At 51.5% G+C, this 22,263-nt stretch carries 28 protein-coding genes, 1 pseudogene and 1 riboswitch; of the genes and pseudogenes, 5 read left to right on the forward strand and 24 right to left on the reverse strand.

What is annotated here, in order from left to right:
- Nucleotides 1-30 precede the first annotated feature (30 nt).
- The gene (locus tag MIH19_RS21495; protein ID WP_249006775.1) at nt 31-609 is read right to left on the reverse strand and encodes a TetR/AcrR family transcriptional regulator; all 579 of its coding nucleotides are present in this window, start codon (nt 607-609) and stop codon (nt 31-33) included.
- 99 nt (nt 610-708) lie between these two features.
- Here MIH19_RS21495 and MIH19_RS21500 point away from each other — a divergent pair, with 99 nt between their 5' ends.
- A complete protein-coding gene (locus MIH19_RS21500) occupies nt 709-1,191 on the forward strand; it encodes an HPP family protein (protein ID WP_249018609.1) in 483 nt (160 codons plus the stop codon).
- 311 nt (nt 1,192-1,502) lie between these two features.
- Here MIH19_RS21500 and MIH19_RS21505 read toward each other — a convergent pair whose 3' ends face one another.
- From MIH19_RS21505 to MIH19_RS21530, 6 genes are all read right to left on the reverse strand, one after another.
- On the reverse strand, nt 1,503-2,045 hold the full coding sequence (locus tag MIH19_RS21505) for a DinB family protein (protein ID WP_249006801.1): 543 nt from the start codon (nt 2,043-2,045) through the stop codon (nt 1,503-1,505).
- Between the two features lie 88 nt (nt 2,046-2,133).
- On the reverse strand, nt 2,134-2,427 hold the full coding sequence (locus MIH19_RS21510; RefSeq protein ID WP_249006802.1) for a type II toxin-antitoxin system RelE/ParE family toxin: 294 nt from the start codon (nt 2,425-2,427) through the stop codon (nt 2,134-2,136).
- On the reverse strand, nt 2,424-2,798 hold the full coding sequence (locus MIH19_RS21515; protein ID WP_249006803.1) for an addiction module protein: 375 nt from the start codon (nt 2,796-2,798) through the stop codon (nt 2,424-2,426). The genes MIH19_RS21510 and MIH19_RS21515 overlap by 4 nt, the downstream gene beginning before the upstream one ends.
- Nucleotides 2,799-2,993: 195 nt before the next feature.
- The gene (locus MIH19_RS21520; protein ID WP_249006804.1) at nt 2,994-3,461 is read right to left on the reverse strand and encodes a GNAT family N-acetyltransferase; all 468 of its coding nucleotides are present in this window, start codon (nt 3,459-3,461) and stop codon (nt 2,994-2,996) included.
- A gap of 740 nt (nt 3,462-4,201) precedes the next feature.
- Nucleotides 4,202-4,528: an antibiotic biosynthesis monooxygenase gene (locus MIH19_RS21525; protein ID WP_249006792.1), complete on the reverse strand. Its 327-nt coding sequence runs from the start codon at nt 4,526-4,528 to the stop codon at nt 4,202-4,204.
- Between the two features lie 242 nt (nt 4,529-4,770).
- Nucleotides 4,771-4,962, reverse strand: a complete 192-nt coding sequence (locus tag MIH19_RS21530) for a hypothetical protein (protein ID WP_249006795.1) — start codon at nt 4,960-4,962, stop codon at nt 4,771-4,773.
- 93 nt (nt 4,963-5,055) lie between these two features.
- Here MIH19_RS21530 and MIH19_RS21535 point away from each other — a divergent pair, with 93 nt between their 5' ends.
- Nucleotides 5,056-5,280, forward strand: a complete 225-nt coding sequence (locus MIH19_RS21535; RefSeq protein ID WP_249006796.1) for a hypothetical protein — start codon at nt 5,056-5,058, stop codon at nt 5,278-5,280.
- Between the two features lie 215 nt (nt 5,281-5,495).
- Here MIH19_RS21535 and MIH19_RS21540 read toward each other — a convergent pair whose 3' ends face one another.
- From MIH19_RS21540 to MIH19_RS21600, 13 genes are all read right to left on the reverse strand, one after another.
- Entirely contained in the window at nt 5,496-5,705 is a 210-nt protein-coding gene (locus MIH19_RS21540) for a hypothetical protein (protein WP_249006805.1), read from the reverse strand.
- Nucleotides 5,706-5,854: 149 nt separating this feature from the next.
- Nucleotides 5,855-6,706, reverse strand: a complete 852-nt coding sequence (locus MIH19_RS21545) for a hypothetical protein (RefSeq protein ID WP_249006806.1) — start codon at nt 6,704-6,706, stop codon at nt 5,855-5,857.
- Between the two features lie 525 nt (nt 6,707-7,231).
- Complete coding sequence (locus MIH19_RS21550) at nt 7,232-7,642, reverse strand: hypothetical protein (protein WP_249006807.1); 411 nt, start codon at nt 7,640-7,642, stop codon at nt 7,232-7,234.
- 77 nt (nt 7,643-7,719) lie between these two features.
- Nucleotides 7,720-8,010, reverse strand: a complete 291-nt coding sequence (locus tag MIH19_RS21555) for a hypothetical protein (RefSeq protein ID WP_249006808.1) — start codon at nt 8,008-8,010, stop codon at nt 7,720-7,722.
- A 138-nt stretch (nt 8,011-8,148) separates the two neighbouring features.
- Nucleotides 8,149-8,610: a hypothetical protein gene (locus MIH19_RS21560; RefSeq protein ID WP_249018579.1), complete on the reverse strand. Its 462-nt coding sequence runs from the start codon at nt 8,608-8,610 to the stop codon at nt 8,149-8,151.
- A 23-nt stretch (nt 8,611-8,633) separates the two neighbouring features.
- Nucleotides 8,634-9,329: a GNAT family N-acetyltransferase gene (locus tag MIH19_RS21565; protein WP_249006810.1), complete on the reverse strand. Its 696-nt coding sequence runs from the start codon at nt 9,327-9,329 to the stop codon at nt 8,634-8,636.
- Nucleotides 9,304-9,609: a chorismate mutase gene (locus MIH19_RS21570; protein WP_217632702.1), complete on the reverse strand. Its 306-nt coding sequence runs from the start codon at nt 9,607-9,609 to the stop codon at nt 9,304-9,306. Before MIH19_RS21570 ends, MIH19_RS21565 begins: the two co-directional genes overlap by 26 nt.
- Before the next feature lie 102 nt (nt 9,610-9,711).
- The gene (locus MIH19_RS21575) at nt 9,712-10,389 is read right to left on the reverse strand and encodes an HAD family phosphatase (protein ID WP_249006811.1); all 678 of its coding nucleotides are present in this window, start codon (nt 10,387-10,389) and stop codon (nt 9,712-9,714) included.
- A gap of 103 nt (nt 10,390-10,492) precedes the next feature.
- Nucleotides 10,493-11,458 carry an alcohol dehydrogenase catalytic domain-containing protein gene (locus tag MIH19_RS21580; protein ID WP_249006812.1) on the reverse strand — a complete coding sequence of 322 codons (966 nt, stop codon included), beginning with the start codon at nt 11,456-11,458 and terminating at the stop codon, nt 10,493-10,495.
- 509 nt (nt 11,459-11,967) lie between these two features.
- The gene (locus tag MIH19_RS21585; RefSeq protein ID WP_249006759.1) at nt 11,968-12,231 is read right to left on the reverse strand and encodes a Txe/YoeB family addiction module toxin; all 264 of its coding nucleotides are present in this window, start codon (nt 12,229-12,231) and stop codon (nt 11,968-11,970) included.
- Nucleotides 12,228-12,470 (reverse strand): type II toxin-antitoxin system Phd/YefM family antitoxin, encoded by a 243-nt coding sequence (locus MIH19_RS21590; protein WP_249006760.1) that lies wholly within the window; start codon nt 12,468-12,470, stop codon nt 12,228-12,230. The genes MIH19_RS21585 and MIH19_RS21590 overlap by 4 nt, the downstream gene beginning before the upstream one ends.
- A 159-nt stretch (nt 12,471-12,629) precedes the next feature.
- Nucleotides 12,630-13,190 (reverse strand): hypothetical protein, encoded by a 561-nt coding sequence (locus MIH19_RS21595; RefSeq protein WP_249006813.1) that lies wholly within the window; start codon nt 13,188-13,190, stop codon nt 12,630-12,632.
- A gap of 98 nt (nt 13,191-13,288) precedes the next feature.
- Nucleotides 13,289-13,606, reverse strand: coding sequence for an antibiotic biosynthesis monooxygenase (locus tag MIH19_RS21600; RefSeq protein ID WP_249006791.1), 318 nt, complete (start codon nt 13,604-13,606; stop codon nt 13,289-13,291).
- Nucleotides 13,607-14,121: 515 nt separating this feature from the next.
- On the opposite strand from MIH19_RS21600, the gene MIH19_RS21605 reads away from it, so the two are divergent.
- Nucleotides 14,122-14,346 (forward strand): hypothetical protein, encoded by a 225-nt coding sequence (locus tag MIH19_RS21605; protein WP_249006796.1) that lies wholly within the window; start codon nt 14,122-14,124, stop codon nt 14,344-14,346.
- Between the two features lie 193 nt (nt 14,347-14,539).
- Here MIH19_RS21605 and MIH19_RS21610 read toward each other — a convergent pair whose 3' ends face one another.
- Complete coding sequence (locus MIH19_RS21610; protein ID WP_249006787.1) at nt 14,540-14,905, reverse strand: cupin domain-containing protein; 366 nt, start codon at nt 14,903-14,905, stop codon at nt 14,540-14,542.
- Between the two features lie 231 nt (nt 14,906-15,136).
- Between MIH19_RS21610 and MIH19_RS21615 the strand changes: the two are divergent.
- Nucleotides 15,137-16,095 (forward strand): annotated as a pseudogene (locus tag MIH19_RS21615) (integron integrase).
- A gap of 93 nt (nt 16,096-16,188) precedes the next feature.
- On the opposite strand, the gene MIH19_RS21620 reads toward MIH19_RS21615, so the two are convergent.
- Together MIH19_RS21620 and MIH19_RS21625 are read right to left on the reverse strand one after the other, a co-directional pair.
- Entirely contained in the window at nt 16,189-17,247 is a 1,059-nt protein-coding gene (locus tag MIH19_RS21620) for a ribonucleotide-diphosphate reductase subunit beta (RefSeq protein ID WP_249006814.1), read from the reverse strand.
- 90 nt (nt 17,248-17,337) lie between these two features.
- Nucleotides 17,338-20,127 carry a ribonucleoside-diphosphate reductase subunit alpha gene (locus tag MIH19_RS21625; protein WP_249006815.1) on the reverse strand — a complete coding sequence of 930 codons (2,790 nt, stop codon included), beginning with the start codon at nt 20,125-20,127 and terminating at the stop codon, nt 17,338-17,340.
- A gap of 160 nt (nt 20,128-20,287) precedes the next feature.
- Nucleotides 20,288-20,496: riboswitch (cobalamin riboswitch) on the reverse strand.
- Between the two features lie 107 nt (nt 20,497-20,603).
- Here MIH19_RS21625 and MIH19_RS21630 point away from each other — a divergent pair.
- Nucleotides 20,604-21,347, forward strand: a complete 744-nt coding sequence (locus tag MIH19_RS21630) for a DUF3047 domain-containing protein (RefSeq protein WP_249006816.1) — start codon at nt 20,604-20,606, stop codon at nt 21,345-21,347.
- 3 nt (nt 21,348-21,350) lie between these two features.
- On the opposite strand, the gene MIH19_RS21635 is transcribed toward MIH19_RS21630, so the two are convergent.
- A complete protein-coding gene (locus MIH19_RS21635; protein WP_249006817.1) occupies nt 21,351-22,187 on the reverse strand; it encodes a transporter substrate-binding domain-containing protein in 837 nt (278 codons plus the stop codon).
- Between the last annotated feature and the right edge of the window lie 76 nt (nt 22,188-22,263).

Consider the following 22,263-nt stretch of genomic DNA (forward strand, 5'->3'; position numbering starts at 1 on the left):
TATTTTCTTCAGGCAACACAAGTACCAAAGTTATTCATCAGCATAATCATGCAGCATATTCTCCAGTATTTTTTTGGCTTCCATCGCCGCATCAAGATTTCCCTGAACGTGCGCCACTGAGGTAGCCCCTTCCTTAAGTAGAACAACCAAGCGTGTGAGCTCTTCTGTTGCCCCGTCCGGAAGAGACAACGCATCCACCTGCTTTCGAATCAATCTCGTTATATCAGCTTTGTGCTCGGCACAGGCCCGGTGGATGACATTGTCTCGGTCGCCGAATTCAGCGCTGGCATTGATAAAGAAGCAGCCATGGAAGTGGTCGATATCCGGCACCCGGCTGTGGAACCAGTCATCCAGAGCACTAAATAATTCAAGCAAAGCGGGTTTGCCTGAAAGTACATGATCCAGCCTCGATATAAGCCAAGCCCGGTAGCTACAGTCACGATAGCGGATGACCGCTTCCACTAGGTGTTGCTTGCTGGGGAAGTGATGATAAAGCGTTTTCTTGGCTATGCCTGACTCCGCTAACACTAGGTTCACTCCCACTGCGTTAATGCCCCGAGTGTAAAACAATTTAAAGGCGGTACGAACTAGCTGTTCTTGCTTATCCATGGTTATACCCACATCACACCAGATATCCGTATCTTGACATCAGTAGACAAGACTGTCTACTCTATGCAGACCGATCTGTCTACTTTGGAGATTTTGCTCATGTACAAACGTCTGACCACTTCACGTTACCTTGTCCCTTTGCTAGCAGGCTTGGGGGCAATGCTGTGTATTACCGCTTTGAGCAGCCTAGGCAGCGCTAATCAGTCCTCCGTCTGGTTGATGGCTCCCTTTGGCGCGACCATGGTAATCCTATTCGGATTGCCGGAAAGTCCACTAGCACAGCCCAGAAACATCATCATAGGTCACCTATTAACAACGGCGACCGGCCTGTCTGTAGCAGCTCTGGCGGGCGTTACCCACTGGTCGATGGGGTTGGCAGTAGGACTAGCGGTAAGCTTGATGATGCTGACCAACACTACCCACCCACCAGCAGGGGCTAATCCGCTAGTCGTCATGCTCGCAGGTGAACACTGGGGTTTCCTGTTGACGCCGGTGGCGGCAGGCACCGTTCTGATTGTGGCTTTCGGGGTGGTATACCACCGGCTTATTTCCGGTCAACGCTATCCGAAGCAGTGGTTGTAAACGACACTATTAGTCAAAACAGGGAGGCTGGGCCAGGAGAAATACTTGAGGAGCCCAGCTCACTGATCTGCATAACGAGGCTGTAGGAAAACCCTCGAGCCCTTTTGTGATAACGTTCCTACGTAAAATCTAGGTCTGCTTTCCACGATAAGTGCTCTGGATTTTAAGAATAGGCGCTATTTTTAGCTTAATTATTGATCGATTCAAGGCCGAAAAAAGCCTTTGACCTTTTCCTACAGCCTCAACGCTGAGATAAGCGGCCACGCGTCAGTGGCGTCCGGAGGACATCGGCCGCGTACTGCTGCGATTTGTTATACATGAGGCTCGTTCGGAATCAGAGCCAAAAGATCAGTAACACCAACATCTTGAGCTGCCTGTGATAGCAGGGCGGAAGCCTGACCTCTGTGATGGGTCTGATGGTTAAAAAAATGAGTAACCAAGCTCGAATATCGTTTGTTAGAAGGCACCCCTTTCGTGTTCTTGTAGCTAAGAACGAAATCTAGGTCGCTATTAGATAGTTCGTCTACCCAGTTGATTATCTGCTGGTCTAGCCAAGTGCGGTGTTCTGAGAGGCTATCAAAATCGCTGAGAACAATCTGATCCAGACTAAGAGGAGTTTGAAGGTTACCGACTTCACGTAAAGAGCTGCGGCAGGACGGGTGGGTAGCAAAACGCTTGAGCCAAATGGTATCGCCGACAACGACATGGTTGAGGGTACCCAGAATCGAGCCAAAAAAAGCACCGCGGTCTTTGCCGAGCTCTTCTGCCCCAAGCTGACCAGCAGCTTCATAGACCTTAAAGTTCATCCACTGGTTGTAGGCGGCCATCAGTTCAAACTGGAGTTTCAGGCCCATCGGAATTCCCTCTCATGCCTAACGCCCGGCTCACACGCCGGTTTGGAGCCGCGAAGCGGCGGAAAATCGGTCGCTGTGCAGCCGATTGTTAAAGCCTGCCAAGCCAATACTGCGGACGTCGCCGGTCATGGGCCACAGCCAATACTTGAAAGCCATCAGACTTTTCTCGGTAAACGATGGATAGCGGAAATCGGTGAAGGGGCGCTCTACGAATACCTGGCGGCAACTCAACTTGCCAGGCTTTTGGTGACTCGCCAACTAAATTGGCAAGGGCCTCAAATTCCTCTATGAAGGCACCACCCAATCCCGGAACTTTTGATTGGTAATAAGCAACTGATTCCAGGAACTCGGCTTCCGCTGCCGGGTGAAAAGAATAATTCATTTGATCAGTGCTCGAGCCTTCCTCATGACATCCTCACCGCACACCGGCTGCACCACCCCATTATCAAGTTCTTCAGCTCTGCGCCGGGCCTCAAGCAGCCAATCTGACCTGAGCTCCTCTTCAGATGGGGATTCCAGACTCAGAACCAACCGCTGGATCAGCTGAGCACGCTCCTCTTTTGGGAGGTGGAGTGCCTCGTCTTCAATTTTCTGGAGATTCATGGAAGAAACCTCTCGTTCGCGTATCGCCCAATTTTGACACGGATGAGTACCGGGTGCCACGACTCGGTTTTTTCGCTTTAACGCCCGGCTCACCGCGCGAATTTTTAATGGCGGCTTTTGTGCATCTTTCTGCACAAAAGGTGACAGCACAAATTTGTCCGGTGCAGCCGTTTGTTATGTGATGGCCGGTTGGCACTGGTGACTGAAATCACCTAGTACTCGCGGCAAGACGTACACCCAATGTTACAAATAAGGCCCCAAGGCCTCGATCCATCCAAAGCCCAACTTGTCGATTTTTCTTCAAAAATGAACCTAGCCGAGACCCAGTCAGATTGCTCGCCCTTGTTAGCCGAATTGCTTCGACATAATATGTGATTGAATATTAAACCCTAAATTTTCATAAAATTTTTGAGCTACCTCATTAAACGACATAACTTCTAATCTAATTTGCTCTACACCTAAATCAATTGCCCAGTTCTGGCAGGCAACCATAAGCTTAGTCCCTACGCCTTTTACTCGCTTGCTTTCGTCAACTACAATTGTACCTATTCGGCAAATTGGACTTCTAACCAAAAATGGCACTGTCTCATTTTGTGTAATAACTGCTGTAATAAATCCGACAACTTCATCTTTAATTTCAGCAAGTAGAAATAATCGAGCGCCGTCATTCAATGCATTTAGAAAGAAGTCACGGTCAGCGGCAGATGGCTCAACAAAAGCATGTGGCGCATGTTCATAATGATATAAACCAATTTGATTATTTAAAACCAATAATGCATCAATATCTTTTGCAACAGCTCTCCGAATTTCCATATAACTCTCTAGTTGAATATTATAAATTAGTTATCTGCCACGAATACCGGCTAACGAGGCTGTAGAAAAACCCTCGAGTATTTTTTGATGACGCTCCTACGTAAAATCTGGGTGTGTTTTCGATGATAGGTCCTCCAGATTTTAAGAATAGGCGCTATTTTTAGATCGTTTATTAATCAATTTCAGATCGAGGATTGTCTTCGGCCTTTTTCTACAGCCTCAACGCTGAATTAAGCGGCGGCCCAACAGGGACGTCCGGTGGACGGCCTTCAGGCCGGGAACGAACTTGAATGATTGGTTAGCTGGGTGTAACTAACCGCTCAGCCTTTGGCACTCAAATTCATAGCCTATTCCGCTGCCGCCCTTGTACCAAGATCCGCCGGTGCACAGTGTCAAAAAACACCGCAACCGATGCGGCGAACGAACCTGAACGCCAGATTACCAGGCACAGACCCCCAAGTTTGCGTGGACGGCCCCGCACGGCGAACACCGAATTTTATGGCAACGCCGGTGAACGATCGAACGGCCAAACTGACCACGGACTCAGACGGCCTTGGCGTAACCGAAAATTACCGGTTTTGCCACGAACCTTGGGCCAAGGCCACGGGCACCGAACCACCAAAAAAGAACAACACCAATCCAGCTAACGCTGAAATAAGCGGCGGCCCGACAGGGACGTCCGGTGGAGGCCGCAGGCCGGAACGAACTTGATTGACTGGTTACAAAGCAAGAGCACCCGTTTATCCCCGCAGCTCTGGTGAAAACCGATGCTCGATGACTTCATAGTGCTGCACTGAAAGGTCAGGCTCAAGCTCGTAAACCTCATCTTCCGGGTACAAACGCGCCTGTGAAATATCGTAGCCAGCGAACGCCTTGATGGACTCCAGCTTGTCCCAGTATGTGATAAGAGTGAGTTCAATTTTGTTGGTGAGAGAACGACGGAGAATCTGTGCACCGAGAAAGCCCGTTGTTGCGGAAGAGTCTTTGATGCCGGTTTCATAAAGATAACCTGTGAACCCATCACTGTGTGCTTCAGGCACTCGGCATTTCCATTCCCTGGCGATCATTACTACGCACTCTCCCTTGCTTTGTAACGCTGAATTAAGCGGCGGCCCGTCAGGGACGTCCGGTGGACGGCCGCCAGGCCGGGAACGAACTTGAATGATTGGTTAGCTGGGTGTAACTAACCGCTCAGCCTTTGGCGCTCAAATTCATAGCCTATTCCGCTGCCGTCCTTGTACCAAGATCCGCCGATGCACAGTGTCAAAAAACACCGCAACCGATGCGGCGAACGAACCTGAACATAAGACTAGCAGATCAAAACCCAGCTTGCCGCGGACGGCCCCATGAACGGAACGCCCAACTTACCATCACCGCTTTTGAACAGCTGCGCTACCAACTGACCACCGATTTCGACGGCCTTGGCGCAACTGAAAAACACCGGTTTTGCTACCAACTCTGGGCCAAGGCCACTGGCACCAAACCACCAAAAAGGAACCACATCAATCCAGCTAACGCTGAATTAAGCGGCGGCTAAAAGCCGTCCGGTGGACGGCCTCAGGCCGGGAACGAACTTGAATGATTGGTTAGCTGGGTGAAACTGCCCGCCAAGCCATTGGCAACCAACGCGATTGCCTATTCCGCTGCTGACTTTGCACCAAACTCTGCCAGTTCACTGTGGTTCAAAACACCACAAACGATCCGACCGACGAACCAGAACGCCAGATTGCCAAATCAGGAACCGGGTTTCGGCGGACGGCCCCACAAACTGAACACCCAGTTTTATATCCACATCGCTGATGATTGGGCTGCCAGCTAACCACCAATTTTGACGGCCTTGGCCGGACTAAAAATTCGCGGCTTTGCTACCAATTTTATGCCAGGGCCTCGGCCACCAAACCACAAAAAAGGTGCGCCATAAATCCAGCTAACGCCAACAGCACGCGCGGCTACGGAATGGAGGCGAAGCCGCAATGCAGTAGCCGTCGCCGTGACTGCGATTGTTAGGATCAATTGCCGATTTTACGCCGTCGGTTAATCAACGAAACCGAAATAGTGGCCCACGCCCATAGCGGCTTCCACAAATTTCTTGGCTGTCGCACGGTCCATAATCACAGATTTTCCATCGACATTCAGATAGATACTATCCTCGTCATAGAAGGAAGATCGGCCAAACTCAATATCCATTTCTTCTTTCCCACCCTGACACTTTACCGTTTCTTCAAAAAACATGGTCGTCGCCATAACTTAAACCCTTCTTGTAAAGCAATGAAATTTGATCGCCAGATATGAACGCTGAGTTTCTGGCCTAACGCCGCCAGCACGCGCGGCTGCGGAATGAAGGCGAAGCCGCAATGCAGTAGACGTCGCCGTGACTGGCCTTGTTAGATTATTTATGGCACATCAAATATTTCCTGCCAATTTGCTGGAGACCCGTTATTAAACATCCCATCTTCTTCTCCATCCCAAGCACCGATAAAGTCCTCTGTTTGGCCCTCAGTCATTGTTAAGGCTAGATTGAGAGGGTGGGGCTGTTTCCGCCTTATGTATTCCAGCCTGCGGCCGTCTTCTCGGTCGGTAAATGAATAGCCCTCAATTTCATATTGTGCAATTTGTGTCATGTGCTCATAGTTCACAGTGAAATTTTCTGGACTAGCATTTTTCAGTACCGAGACCTCTAGGAGTTCTGAATTTAACTGAGCCATCTCAGCAAGAATGATTAGCAATTCGTATAGATCATATTCAGTATCGAGAATTGAATCACCACTTGCTGGAGCTTTGTAAGAGATGACCTCCCTCTGTGCCTTGAGCTGCTGAGTTAAACGTTTCAGACGCTGAGCAGTGTCCTTATCGAATTTCGCAATCCAATCAAAAGAAACGTTGATGGCCTTAGAGTGAGGAATTTTCATCAATTCGCCATCAGACCATTTTTCACCTGGAATGGTGTAGACCAAAGCCCTTAAAAGTGAGAGGGCTGCATAATATTCAAAATACGGGTTCGCTATACGGAGGCCAACTTCGTTTGAATAATCCAATGCATTCGTTAAAACCGTCGCATTCAGGATCATTTTTGTCGATAGATAGGTTCGACAAGTCCATTCTGAGTTAGTAGTGGCGTCCCAGTTTTTAGTTAGTGCTGCGTATTGAGTAAGGATTTTGCCCGTCACCGATTGGAGCTTGGTTTCGGTACATATATCAAAAAGCTTCCGATACGAATAAAACCAGTTTCGGCCTCCGTACTCCATTGAATTCCCCTTGAAATCTAACGCTGAATTAAGCGGCGGCTAAAAGCCGTCCGGTGGACGGCCGCAGGCCGGGAACGAACTTGAATGACTGGTTAGCTGGGTGTAACTGCGCGATAAGCCGGTGGCAACCAACAAGATTGCCTATTCCGCCGCTGTCCTTGCACCAAACTCTGCCGGTGCACGGCGCTAAAAACACCACAACCAATGCGGCCAACGAGCCATAACGCCAGATTACCAAACCCAGAATCGGCTTACGGCGGACGACCCCACAAACTGAGCACCCAGTTTTATATCCACACCGCTGATGACGGGGCTGCCAGCTAACCACCGGTTTTGACGGCCTTGGCCAGACTGAAAACGGGCGGCTTGGCTACCAACTTTAAGCCAAGGCTACGGCCACCGAACCACAAAAACAGTGCGACATAAATCCAGCTAACGCTTAGCTTAGCGGCGACCTCGAAATGAAGGCGAAGCCGCAATGTAAAGGGCGTCCGGCGGCCGTAGGCCGCGTACTACAGCGCCTTGTTAATTGGACACTTCAATGTACCACTTCGGCTTGATACGCCCGAAGTCTTTACGGGTATTGGATTTCAGTGCTTTTTTGGAATCCAGCACCTTTGTCTCGTCATGCTCCCTGATAAAAACAACCCAATGCCAAAATGGCTTACCTTGCTCGGTACGCCATTTGATGGCCATCAGCGCTTTATCCGGCAGACGCTCCCATGTTTTGAACGGTATTTCTTTAGGCGAAACGGAGATACCGAATTCGCGCAGTAGTGTCCGGACGTGCTCTGTTTTTGACCAGAGCGCTGTATCCGCCGCGTAAATGCCCAGTGCGTTTGCTTTCTGCTTGGCCTCAACATAGCTGACACCAGCAAGAGCGGCGCTCGCCGCAATTCCGCAACCGGTTAGCTCTTCCTGGATGACTGGTTCCATAGCTCTACCAATTAACGATTAAGCTAAGCGGTGGCGCTTTAGCGCCGTCCGCTTGAGTGCCTTGTTAGGCATGGGGTTCAATTAATTTCTACGGTATAGCGTTTGGGTGAAGTTCCCTTAATACTCTTAACTGTACAAACATGACTTCCATCTGCATTGCCAAATTTGTTCCCACCGGGCATGTACATTCTCTGCGACAATAAGAACGCTATTTTCTTTGACTTACCTTCCTTGTTGCATAGTGAGAGAGTCATTTCGTCAAACGAACAGGTAGTAGGTACATTTTCATAGCAAGCAGGCGTTGTAAACTCCGCTGCCGAAGCTAACCCTGCCCAGATGCAAAAACCTAAAATAATTAACTTTTTCATACGTTTTATCTCCTTTTGAATGACGAGTATATTTTATATGCCTAACGCTTTTGTTCAGCGGCGACCTTTTTGCAGCGAAGCGGAGAAAAGGGCGTCCGGTGGAGGACCGTCAGGCCCGGAACAAACTGGAACAATTTGTTAGAGTTTATCTTTAGCTGATCGGTCAATACTGTCGAGGTAAGTTTCCCACCAGCCAATAGCATGGCGCAGTATTTCGCGCTGATCTTTTCCAGAATACGGGCCGCTAGTCACCAAATAGTGATCTTCTGTGGAACCAGGATTTCCAACAAAAATGGTGACTCCTTTACCTGCGCCAACCTCATATTCATGAACGATATTATGGCGCTCGGCATCGATAAAACCCCAAAAAATCTCTGGCTGAGGTTTACTTTCCTTTAAATGAGTCCATGCCTCGCTAATTGCTCGTTTGTACTCTGGGCTGATTTTTGAATCAACTGAGGAAAGCACAAAGCCAACTGTACGAAGAAGTACAACAGCCGCGACCCAGCGTCTACGCCATGCCGAACCCTGAACGCCATTCCCAATATCGTCGATGGCACCACGACAATCCTCTAGAACTCTTCTCGCCGCAATAGTCATGTGCGTAAACTCTAACGCTGCAATCACGCGCTTGTCGCGTGCATTGCCTTGTTATGCAATGTATCCCACTTCTGCCGAGTCAATCGATACAATCGCACTGGACGATTATGAAACTCAAGAGTATCGAAGCTAGAAAAGCCTGCTTTCTCCGCGACCTTCAAGGACGCAACATGCTCAGGCTCGATAATCACCACTACTGACTGATATTGTGTCTGCTCAAACACGTAACCCAGAATCCCTTTAGCCGACTCGGACGCCAGGCCTTTATTCCAGAAATTCGTCGCCAGTCGATAGCCGAGGTTTGGCTCCTCAACACCAGCGACTATTTCTGGTGAAACACCGCAGAATCCAATGAATACAGAACTTTCCTTATCAATCAGTGCCCATGGCCCCAAGCCATATGAATCGTAGCAGGCCATACACCACTCTATAAATTCACGGGTTGCGACCTCATCACAAACACCACGGACCGAGTGCTTCATTACTTCAGGGTCACTGAGAATCTCGGTCAATGCAGGAACGTCTCCGAGAGACAACTGCCGTATTAGCAACCTCTCCGTTTCACAAATTTGCACCATCTCCTCCCTATGCATAACGCTGAGCACAGCGGCGACCTTGGAATGGAGCCGAAGGCGCAATGTAGAGGGCGTCCGGCGGCCATCGGCCGCGTACTGCTGCGGTTTGTTATGGTATTTAGCGGCTACTGGCAAGGTCAGCATGTTCCTGCAACTCGGCAGAAATGAATGCTGAAATCATGGCCCGATAGACCGACTCTGTGACTTCGGGATTGCCACCAACCTCTGCCGCAAGCGTTCTGACTTTAGTAATAACTTGCTCAACTCGCTGAGGCGCTTTCACATCATCAGTGGTCTTTTTAAAGCGCGCAGCCTGCTTAACGAAACCACCACGCTTGGCAAGTAGCCCAACAATTTCCCTATCGATCGAATCAACATTTGCGCGTACTTCATCTATAGATGTACAAACCACTTCCGTGTTCAAAATATTCTCCTTAGTTAACGACCATAACGCTGAAATAAGCGGCGGCCCGACAGGGGCGTCCGGTGGACGGCCGTCAGGCCGGGAACGCACTTAATTGAATTGTTAAGCCTCACGTGCACGACCCAAGTAGACTCTTTGAATATACTCAAATGCGGCATTCATATTTGGCAGAACCGCTGAGGCTAAAGAGAAATCGTGGTGCTTGGACATTACTGTCGGAATAGCCAGGCACTTTATGCCGGCCAACGCTGCTGCGCGCAGTCCATGCTCCGTATCTTCAATCGCTACGCAATCTTCCGGCTGCAGGGAAAGACGTTCAAGAGCCAGCAGGTAGCAATCTGGTTCGGGTTTGCTTCTGAGCACATCGTCTCCTGAAACAGTAAGACTAAATAGCGATTCAAATTCGTTGGCGCGAAGCGTAACCCGCACACCATTCGCGCTGGCTCCTGTGACGACGCCGAGTTTTAAACCTAGTCGATGAAAAGACGTAATTGCTTGGACAACGCCCGGCATCAGAGGAAAAGATTGTTGTTCCAGATACCTCACGGTTTCAAGGTTCTTAGCTTCCGCAAGAGCAGCTGCATCGGTCGGGATGCCAAACCGACTGACTAAATCAGATGCATTCGCAGGGGTCGGAACGCCAGCATACAGGTTCTTGTACTGTTGATCGGACAGCTGAACCCCGTATGTACTAAGAACCGTATTCCAGAGTTCTAGGTGAACCGGTTCGGAGTTCACAAGTGTTCCGTCGTGATCGAAGAGTACAGCTTGGATGGACATATCGCGGAGGATCCTATGTGGGGTTTAACGCCAGCCATAAGCGGTGGCCCGACAGGGGCGTCCGGTGGAGGGCCATCGGTCCGGAACAGACTTAATGGCATTGTTAGCCAACAAAAACGACTTTTCCACCTGAATGGGATGCCCCAACTGTTTCAAGTGCTTTGAGGTAGTCTTGGCGCTCAAATATGTTTGAACTTTCAAGAAGTGAAGGCTTTTCACGTAAGATGTCCCAAAGTTCAGTTTGTGCCGAACTTAAAGTGTCGCTGTTCGTCGAATTTAGCCAGCCATCAAGTCCGAAACCTTGCCATTTCAAGCTCTTAAAAATAACCTTGGATATCGCCATAGTGAAGTCCGACGGATCAAGTAAGCCGTAAGATACCAAACGCGCCCCAACATTGCAGGAGTCTATCAACGTTGGAACGTCTCGTCCCCCAACGGCATCTAGGATGGCATCGTAGGTTCTGCTGGGAACGCTAGAGAGCGCCTGTACAACGGAAGAGCCAGTACCAATAACTTTTTCGTTATTTGCTTCAATGAGCTTGTACTTTTGATCGTGACGTAACAGTAGGTCAACTTCAACGCCACGACGTAACAAGATCGAAGAACAAATTTGAGCAACGACAGATTTACCAGCCGTAAGCAGTACACGTTCCCCTGATCTTACATCTGCTGCCTTAGCAAGTGCGATTGATGTGAGAGGGTTGAGAGCAAATTGGCTAGCCACAACATCACTGATATCTGGAGGAACCACGTATATCCGACCGGCTGGTGCCACAGTGAATTCTGACCATGAGCCGGGTGAGCGGAAGGCAACCCGTGTACCGAGCAATTCGTCAGACAGCTTGCCCCCAACGCGCTCTACAATTCCAATACCTTCTAAGCCTGCGGGCTGCGGATAGTTGGGAGTAACACGATATCTTGCACCTATAAACATGTAGTCAGCGGGTTGCACTGGCGCGGCTAAAACCTTGATAAGAACTTCATTATCGCGAGGCTCCGGTATTGCAAGTTCACCGAGTTGAATTACCTCTTTAGGTGTACCTGGTCTTGTAAAAAATAACGAATCCATGATAAATCCTTTGTTGGCTAACGCTGAATTAAGCGGCGGCTAAAAGCCGTCCGGTGGACGGCCTCAGGCCGGGAACGCACTTGAATGACTGGTTAGCTGGGTGTAACTGCGCGGTAAGCCATTGGCAACCAAAATGATTGTCTATTCCGCTGCGGCTCTTGGACCAAGCTCCGCCGGTGCACGGTACGAAAAACGCCACAACCGATGTGGCCAACGAACCAGAACGCCAGATTACCAAACCCAGAATCTGCTTACGGCGGACGGCCCCACAAACTGAACACTCAGTTTCATGTCCACACTGCTGTTGACTGAACTGCCAGCTAACCACCGGTTTTGACGGCCTTGGCCGGACTGAAAATTCGCGGCTTTGCTACCAACTTTAAGCCAAGGCCACGGCCACCGAACCACAAAAAACGTGCGACATAAATCCAACTAACGCGAAGCTTTGCGGCAATTGTGGAACCGCACAGCGGTGGAAAAATTGTCCGGCAACAGCGGCTGGTTATGCATTATTCGTAGTGACTCCAGAGCCGGAGAACTTTTACCACTCGTTCATCTTCGAGCACTTCGTAAACAACACGATGCTGGATATTGATGCGGCGAGAGTATGCTCCTGCAAGATCACCAATGAGCTTTTCGAACGGCGGCGGCCTCCGATACGGATCTTCCGCAATCAGCGCCAACAATCCCTGAGCTTTTGGCTTGAGGCTGCTGGCAGCTAACTTTTTTGCATCTTTTTGGGCCTGTTTGGTGTAAACCAACTTCCATGTCACCAGTTCAGCTCCTCATCGCATTGATCCATAGGGGTCTCCATTCCCTCTCGAATAGACTCGCGCATACCTGGTACAGATAACAGGTAAAGCGTTTCCTGAATCGCAGACCAATCTTCCTCGGAAACGAGAACAGCCCTGTTCCGTTTACCCATAATAACGATTGGCTGATGGGACTCGGCAGTTTCGTCAATCAACCTGTAAAGGTTGCTGCGCGCCTCAGTTGCTGTAATTCCTGTCATGACGCACCTCTGATGTGTTGAATATTTAATCAGTGTACGCCATTAGGTACGTACGTCAAGACGAACGTATTGCATAACGCTTGCAGCATGCGCGCCCATGAAATAGAGCCGAAGGCGCAATGTAATGGGCGTCGCCGTGCCTGCACTGGTTATGCCCAATTAAAGTGACTTCCCAAACTCCGAGGAAACCTTGAAACCCGACTGAGTAACACAGTACTGCAGACGTCCCAGCAAAACCTGAATGCGGGTCAATTCTGTAGATTGCTCTTTTACATATGATGCGGTGTAGCCACGAACTTCTGTGCCCGCACCAGAATTTTGCTTTGCTCTATAGCGTATTGTGGCTGCGTGAAGTTCTTTATCATCAGCGGCGGCTTCGGCGCCGAGATTCCAGGAACAATGCAATAAAACATTCCGTATTTCCGTCATGCTCTTTATGTCACTGAGGAGCCTCTTCACGACCTTTTTATCGTCCGCATCTTGGTTCGGAAGCTCACAAAACAATGCCCCCAACAGCACTTGAAGCTCGGCCGCAGCTTTATCTCCAACTAACACCTGCTCCATCCGCAGATTCGATAATCCTTGATCGCGAAGAATAAACATAATGATGTAACGCATCGCGTCGCATACACGCTCAAAATTCAGTACAAACCGCCCAAGCTCCATGATGAACTCTTCAGCCTGCCTTTGGTGTTCATCATCTGCATACTCTCGGAACATTCCATCTCTCTTTCGTGGCATAACGCTGAATTAAGCGGCGGCCCGTCAGGGACGTCCGGTGGACGGCCTTCAGGCCGGGAACGAACTTGAATGATTGGTTAAATGCCATAATCCCGCTCTACCTTTGCGACTCGGACTTTGAATTCGGCATACCAAGCTTTATGGCCCAGACGTTGGGCTTCAAGGTGCTCAGCATTTTGCTTCCAGTTCCTGATCGCTTCCTCGCTGGCCCAATACGAAACGGTGATACCAACATCCTCACGGGCTGACTCGATACCAAGAAACCCTTCCTGCTGGGCTGCCAATTCAACCATTCTGTCAGCCATAGCACCGTAACCATGATCACCATCCGTACGGACAGAGCTGAAAATCACCGCGTAATATGGCGGACTCGGAGTTTTAGCGATCCCTGACATAACTTCCTCTTGGCATTTAACGCTGAATTAAGCGGCGGCTAAAAGCCGTCCGGTGGACGGCCGCCAGGCCGGGAACGAACTTGAATGACTGGTTAGCTGGGTGTAACTGCGCGGCCAGCCGGTGGAAACCAACACGATTGCCTATTCCGCTGCTGTCCTTGCACCAAACTCTGCCGGTGCACGGTGCTGAAAACACCACAACCGATGCGGCCAACAAACCAGAACGCCAGATTACCAAATCAGGAACTGGTTTACGGCGGACGGCCCCACAAACCGAACACCCAGTTTTATGACCACACCGCTGATGACTGGGCTACCAACTAACCACCGATTTTGACGGCCTTGGCCGGACTGAAAATTCGCGGCTTTGCTACCAATTTTAAGCCAAGGCCACGGCCACCGACCCACAAAAAAAGTGCGACATAAATCCAGCTAACGCTGAATTAAGCGGCGGCTAAAAGCCGTCCGGTGGACGGCCTCAGGCCGGGAACGAACTTGAATGATTGGTTAGCTGGGTGAAACTGCCCGCCAAGCCATTGGCAACCAACGCGATTGCCTATTCCGCTGCTGACTTTGCACCAAACTCTGCCAGTTCACTGTGGTTCAAAACACCACAAACGATCCGACCGACGAACCAGAACGCCAGATTGCCAAATCAGGAACCGGGTTTCGGCGGACGGCCCCACAAACTGAACACCCAGTTTTATATCCACATCGCTGATGATTGGGCTGCCAGCTAACCACCAATTTTGACGGCCTTGGCCGGACTAAAAATTCGCGGCTTTGCTACCAATTTTATGCCAGGGCCTCGGCCACCAAACCACAAAAAAGGTGCGCCATAAATCCAGCTAACGCTGAAATAAGCGGCGGCCCGACAGGGGCGTCCGGTGGAGGCCGCAGGCCGGAACGAACTTGATTGACTTGTTAACTGATTCAGATCCAAACGTCGTTCTCTGCCGTTTTGCTACCAGCCTCGCCGCCAGTATTCACAACGCCACGTGGCTCGATAAGCAAAACTTTTGCTTCATGTTCCACATAAGGCTTGTGTTCGATACCTTTCGGGACAACGTACATTTCACCCTCAGACAGATTTACAGACCCATCTCTGAAATCAATTCTCAGACTACCCTCAAGCACGATGAACGTCTCGTCTGTATCCGTGTGATCATGCCAAACGAACTCACCTTGGATTTTAACGACCTTGAATTGGTAGTCATTCATCTCGGCGATGACCTTTGGTGACCATTGCTCATCGAAGAGGCCGAGCTTGTTTTTAAAATTTACCGCCTGATAGCTCATGTGAACTCCTTTTCAGTAACAGTTAACAGTAACTTGGTAGGCTCCTTCGCGAATGCGGAGATCTGACCGCTTCATGATTACACGTTCGTGCTTCTACAAGAGCCTGCCCATAGATTTATAAAACAACAGCTTAGTCGAAAATTTTCGATTCTTCCACGTAATCATTTGACTTCTATGATCTGCTCTCACAATAATACTGTACAAATATACAGCCATTAAAGGAGTCAGCCCATGGATGGGAAGCCACTTCGATTGCGCGATCAGGTTCATGCTGTCATTCGTGTGAATCACTACAGCATCCGTACAGAGAAAACCTACTGGTATTGGATTCGCTATTTCATCCGTTTCCACCAGATGAAGCATCCCCGGGATATGGGCCCACGAGACGTTAATGAGTTTCTGACCTGGCTGGCTGTTCATCGGAACGTGGCAGCAGCGACTCAGTCGCAGGCACTAAATGCCCTGGTGTTTTTATACGCTAAAGTGTTAGATAAGCCCCTTGGAGAAATCGGCGAGGTTATCCGCTCGAAAAAGCCGCGGAAGTTACCGTTAGTACTCACTCATGAAGAGGCAATGTGCATTATCGGGAAGCTACGCCACCCCGATCACATAATTGCTTCGCTGATGTACGGTTCGGGCCTTCGTGTCACTGAAGCCTGCAGGCTTCGTATTAAGGATCTGGATTTTAATCAGCAGGTTATAACAGTGCGCGATGGTAAAGGTGCTAAAGATCGTACAACGCTGTTGCCGGGGACACTTATTGCTGAACTGAAAAATCACGCTGATAACATCTGTAAGGCCTGGAAACAGAAAGACCCCGAGTTTCAACACCCTGTTAGCTTGCCTCATGCACTCTCACGCAAATACCCTAACGCTGGGCTCTCACTAGAATGGCAATGGCTGTTTTCTTCGCCTTCTCTGAGTTCTGACAACTTGGGTAATGTCGCGCGCCATCACCGCCATATTACATCTGTGCAAAGATCTGTGCGTAATGCCGTAAAACAAGCTTGTATTGGCAAACCCGCAGGCTGCCACACTTTCCGGCACTCCTTGCCACCGAGCTGCTAAAGCGCGGTAACGATATTCGCACGGTTCAGGATTTGCTTGGCCATGCTGACTTACGTACCACCCAGATCTACACGCATGTTCTTGGGCAGGGTTTTGCAGGCGTTCGTAGCCCGTTGGGTTGAGTGGTCAGTCATCCCGGGGTCTTCGCGGCTTAATCAATAGGGGACAGATTTGAAATCTGTCCCCTTGTTCCTTGTTCTGTCCCCTAGGTGCGCTCACCACTCCAGCTGAGCGCCGGTCTGGTATTCAATCACCCTCGTTTCAAAGAAGTTCTTCTCTTTGCGCATGGTGGCCTGCTCGTCTAACCAGGGCGATACGTTTTTGGCCCCCGGGAAGGGCTCGGGCAGGTTTACGGTGCGGGCCCGGCGGTTGGCTACGAAGCGGAACTGTTCGGTGTGGTATTCCGCGGAGTAGCCCAGAATCGGGTCTCGCAGGATGTAGTTGGCGTAGTCGCTTTCGGCGGCTTCGGATTCGTCCCACATGTCGCGCACGGCTTTGGGGTCGAAGCTGATGTTTTCTTCTTCCAGGATCTGGTTAACCACTTTCAGGCCAAAGGAGAAGTGCATGGCTTCGTCGCGCAGGATGTACTGGAACTGTTCTCCGGTGCCGCGCATAAGCCCGCGGCGTTGCAGGGCGAAGATGGGGCTGAAGCCGTTGTAGAACCAGCAGCCTTCAAACACGGCGGCGAAGAACAGGTACGACATGATGAATTCTTGCAGATCGTCCTTGTTACGCAGGTTCATGCCGGGGCGCATGGCGGCGTTCAGGCGGCGGTTGGCGACCTGTATTTTGGCGTTGATTTGCGGTACTACACGGTAACGATTGTAGATTTCGCCCTGGTCCAGGTTGAGGGTTTCAATGCAGTGCTGGTAGGTCCAGGTGTGCACTGCCTCTTCGTATACCTGGCGCGCCTGGTATATCTGCAGCTCTGGCGCGGTCATTTTTTCCATCACGGCCAGGCCGATGTTGCGCATGGCGATGATGTCGGAAGTGGTCAGGTAGGCCAGCACGTTTTCAAACACGTGCTTTTCTGCTGGGTTCAGGCGGTGGTGGTAGTCGTGAACGTCTTGCGACATGTTCACATCTAGCGGCGTCCAGTGGTTTTTGTTGGCGTTCATGAAGTATTCCCAAGCCCAGGGGTACTTGAACGGGGCTAGCTGGTTTATGTCGGTTTCGCCGTTGATGACGCGCTTGTCGGCAGCGTTTACCGGGGCAATGCTGCTGTCTAGAGCAATTTTGCTTTCGGGTTTTTTGTCTTCGTCCCAGTTCAACATGGTTTTTTCCTTTGAATACGGGGGCGGACTTGAAGTCTGTCCCTTGGGAGTTGAGTTAGGGAACAGACTTCAAGTCTGTCCCCGAAAGGCTTACTGGCACGCCTCGCAGTCTGGTTCGTCGATGCTGCACACCTGGGGCTGCGGCGCGGCGACTGTCGCGGCTTGTTCGTTGGCGCCGGTGGCACCCAGTGACCGCAAGTAGTAGGTGGTTTTCAGGCCACGTTCCCAAGCCAGTTGGTAGAGTTCGTCGAGTTTTTTACCGCTGGGCTGAGCCATGTACAGGTTCAGGCTTTGGCCTTGGTCCAGCCACTTTTGGCGGCGTGATGCGGCTTCTACCAACCAGCGGGCGTCAATTTCAAACGCAGTGGCGTAGCGGGATTTCAGTTCGGTGGGTATGCGTTCGATTTGCTGCACACTGCCGTCGTAGTATTTCAGGTCGTTCACCATCACGTTGTCCCACAGGCCTTCGGCCTTTAGGTCACGCACAAGCGAGGGGTTCACCACAGTGAATTCGCCAGACAGGTTCGATTTGACGAACAGGTTCTGGTACGCCGGCTCGATGGATTGCGACACGCCCACGATGTTGGAAATGGTGGCGGTAGGCGCAATGGCCATCACGTTGCTGTTGCGCATGCCGTGCTTGGCAATCAGGTCACGCACTGGCGCCCAGTCCAGGCGGCTGTCGGTGTTTACGCTCAGGTCGCCTTCAAGGCGGGCGGCTTTTAGCAGTTCGATGGAATCGATGGGCAGTATGTTTTGGCTCCACAGGGAACCTTCGTAGCTTTCATAAGCGCCGCGTTCGGCCGCCAGCCGGGCAGAGGCACGAATGGCGAAGTAGCTCAGCTGCTCCATGGCCACATCGGCAAATTCGACCGCTTGCGGGCTGGTATATGACAAGCGCAAAGCGTAGAGCGCGTCTTGGAAGCCCATCAAACCCAGGCCTACCGGGCGGTGTTTCAGGTTGGAATTACGCGCTTGGGGTACGGCGTAAAAGTTGATGTCTATAACGTTATCAAGCATCCGCACGGCGGTGTCCACGGTGCGTTCCAGGCGCTTTACATCCAGCTCGCCGTTACTGATGTGGGCGGCCAGGTTTACTGAACCCAGGTTGCACACGGCGATTTCGTCGGCGCTGGTGTTCAGGGTGATTTCTGTGCACAGGTTAGAGCTGTGTACCACGCCTTTGTGCTGCTGCGGCGAGCGCAGGTTGCAGGGGTCTTTGAAGGTTATCCACGGGTGGCCGGTTTCAAACAGCACGGTCAGCATTTTGCGCCACAGTTGCTTGGCGGGGATGGTTTTGAACAGTTCGATTTTGCCTTCTGCCGCCAAGGCTTCGTAGTGCTGGTAGCGCTCGCGGAAGGCGTTGCCGTATAAATCGTGCAAATCGGGCGCGTCGTTGGGGCTGAACAAGGTCCAGTCGCGATCTTGACGCATGCGCTCGATCAGCAAATCTGGCACCCAGTTGGCGGTGTTCATGTCGTGGGTGCGGCGGCGTTCGTCACCGGTGTTTTTACGCAGTTCCAGAAATTCTTCGATGTCCAGGTGCCAGCTTTCCAGATAAGCACACACCGCGCCTTTGCGCTTGCCGCCTTGGTTTACAGCAACTGCGGTGTCGTTCACCACTTTCAGGAACGGCACTACGCCCTGGCTTTGGCCGTTGGTGCCTTTGATGCGGGAACCCATGGCGCGTACTGGCGTCCAGTCGTTGCCCAGGCCACCGGCCCATTTGGACAACATGGCGTTATCACGAATAGAGCCGTAAATGGCCTCCAGATCATCGCCCACGGTGGTCAGGTAACAGGACGACAGCTGGGAATGACGGGTGCCGCTGTTGAACAATGTGGGGGTGGACGACATATAGTCGAAAGACGACAGCAGTTCATAGAACTCGATGGCGCGGCTGTTGGGATCGTCTTCACGCAGGGCCAAGCCCATCGAAACGCGCATGAAAAACACCTGCGGCAATTCCAGACGGGCTTCTTTCCAGTGCAGGAAGTACCTGTCATATAAGGTTTGCAGGCCCAGAAAGCCAAATTGCAGGTCACGCTCGGGTTTCAATGCAGCGCCCAGGCGCTCCATGTCGAAGGTGGCCATGGCTTCGTCCAGTAATTCGTAACGAATACCGGCGCTGATGAAGGTGCTCAGGGCTTGCGGGTAAACTTCGGCAAGGCTTAAAGATGCGTCGAGTTTTAACGCCGTCACGTTTTCTAGCCGCAGCTGTTCCAGCAGTAGGCGGGCGGTTACGGCGCTGTAGTCCGGTTCGCGCTCTATACGGCCACGGGCAGTCATGACCAAAGCCGACAGAACCTCAGCTTCGTCGATGCCGTTGTACAGGTTGCGTATAGATTCTTCCACCAGGGATTCGGCGTCAATGCCGTCCAGCCCGAAGGCTGCGTTGTCGACCTGCTGTTTCATCAGGCCCAGGTCTAGCGGTACGGTGCGGCCGCCAGCTTGTTTTACGGTCAGGGTTGGGTGGGCTTCCACCGGTTCGTGCAGAGCGCGTTCGCGGGCGTGTTCTTCACGGTACAAAACGTAGGCCCGCGCCACTTTTTGCTCTTCGGCGCGCATCAGGGCCAGTTCTACCTGGTCTTGAATGTCTTCAATGTGAACTTTACCGCCCGCCTTCAGGCGGCGGCTGATGGCCTGCACCACCTGCTCGGTTACGCGGTGAACGGCGTCGTTAATGCGGGCAGAACCTGCCGCCTGGTCGCCTTCCACCGCCAGAAACGCTTTGGTGACGGCAACACTGATTTTTGAAGGGGTAAAATTAACCAGGTTGCCATTGCGCTTGATCACCTGCAGCGATGCCGCGGTGGCGGTGCCTGTCGCGGATGGGGCGGCCTGTAGTTTGTTGGGCAGATCGTTCGATAAGGCAGACATAGCGGGTTATCCTGAATACGCGTTTATTCGTTGTCTTCGCGTACGCAGGCAGTCACAACCGTGGCAACACCTGAAGCTGCCATCGGGCAATAACGCACAACAAGCCATAGCGGCCAACGTGCTGTTACTGAAACTGTTGCTGCTCACCTGTGTCGCGAAGGTGCAGTGATGCGTTCTTGGCAGGTCTTCGGACTTAGGGGCGTGAACGGTGTGTCTGTTCGTTCGGCCTTGTGTGGCGACTTCCCGGCAACTGCCAGTGTCTGTGTGCCACACTTGTTCCCCAATACCGCTGCGCGTCAGTTCCGGAGTCTCACCGGATTCCCGTTACCAGCTATAGTGATGTAAGCGGTCAAAAAATTGCTTTTTTGGTCAAATGGTGATTAAGCGCTGACCAGATTGGTTGCGCGTTAATCACTAAAGCTCACTACATCTGGTATTCAACCAAGAACTCGAACACTATATACGGGAATAGACCCATGAACAAGATACTCTCCATACTCTCGGCATTCTCAATACTGCCGCTATTCATATTCAGCTCAGTCGCACTTTCTCAATCAGAAGAGACAACGCCCCACCTGCCCCGCTTCTCTGAAATGACAAGCATCACCGACGGCTGGGAGCCTCTGGAGTTTCCCAACATAGACCAGCATTCCAGCTATCAACTGTTGGTTGAGGACGGTGTGCAGGTGGTCAAAGCCGACACTGCCGGTGGTGCATCCGGGCTGATTGCACGGTTAAACGTGCAACCTCGGGATTCGTTGATTCTGCGCTGGCGCTGGAAGGTGTCGAATGTATTTGCCAAGGGCGATGCCCGCAGCAAAAACGGTGATGATTACCCGGCGCGCATTTACGTGGCTTTTGAGTTTCAGCCCGACAACGCCGGTTTTTTTGAGCGCGCAAAGCGCAAAGCGGTGGAGGTGGTGTTCGGGGAAGCGCTGCCGGGCAATGCCATTAACTACATTTGGGCGAACCGGCTGCCTATCGGCGAATGGGTGAATAACCCTTACACCGATAAAACCCGAATGTTGGCCGTGAGCAGCGGCGCGGACAAAGCCGGGGATTGGGTGAGCATTGAGCGGGATATTATGGCGGACTACCGCAAAGCCTTTGGTGAAGAACCGCCAGCCATTATCGGCATTGCCATCATGTCGGATTCCGACAACACCGGCGAACAAGCAAGCGCCTGGTATGGCGATATACAACTCATAAAGGCGCCATAACGGTTATAAGTCCGGAAAGCCGACAATTTTAGAACCTGGCCCCAAACGCCGCAACGGTGGCACCTCGCCCTTTTCAGCCAGGCGGATGTAGGCGTCATCAAATTGTTCGCGCAATATTGAAGCTTGCGGACTGCTGAGGGCAAACACCCATACGCCTTTTCGTGATAACAGCTTGGTGGAATGAAGATTCTCGTCGCCAGGCGCCGAAAGCAGTTCCTGCACGGGCCTTCGATAATCCAGCAGATAATCGCCACGGTTGCGCTTGAGCATATCAATTGCGGCGCGGTGGTTTGGCGCTTCGGTCACGGCGATGTCGCTCTGTTTCTCCATCCACGACATCAATCCACCATAGTTATAGCCGCTGACGACAATCACACGCTTGTGTTTAATCTGGTCAAACGTTTTCAGTGTTTCCGTTGTGTTCAGGTGCCAGGCATGCAGCTCCACCGTGACGGGGCTTGCCCAGCTTTCCAGAGTTTCGTACACCACCAAAGGCGTGCCACTGAGAGTCGGCGCCAAGTCCAACCTGCCGTTGCGCAGGTGCAGCAGCATGCGGCTGGGGGGTAGAAATACAAAATTGGGGGCGTAACCCGCTTCAACAACCACTTTGCGGGTGGCTTCGACGAATTCACCTGCTGGCTGGCCCCGACTGTTTTGGTATGTGAATGGCGCAAAGTCGGTGTACCCCACCTGCAAAGTCTGACGAGTTTGCGTTGGATCTGCTGACGCTGATGGCGACGCCAATGCAAAACCAAGCAGGCAGGCCGTACATTCAACCATTAACGCCAGCCCGCGCTTGCGGTGGCCAGGTTTGAACAGTAATGCAAAGGGGCAGTCCATGGCGCTCACCTTGATTCATTGAAACGTCCTTCAAGACTATCAGAGCGCCAAAAAATCTTCACATAGAAGCCTTATA

Origin of the sequence: Marinobacter sp. M1C (assembly GCF_023314135.1) — a bacterium.
Lineage (GTDB): Bacteria > Pseudomonadota > Gammaproteobacteria > Pseudomonadales > Oleiphilaceae > Marinobacter.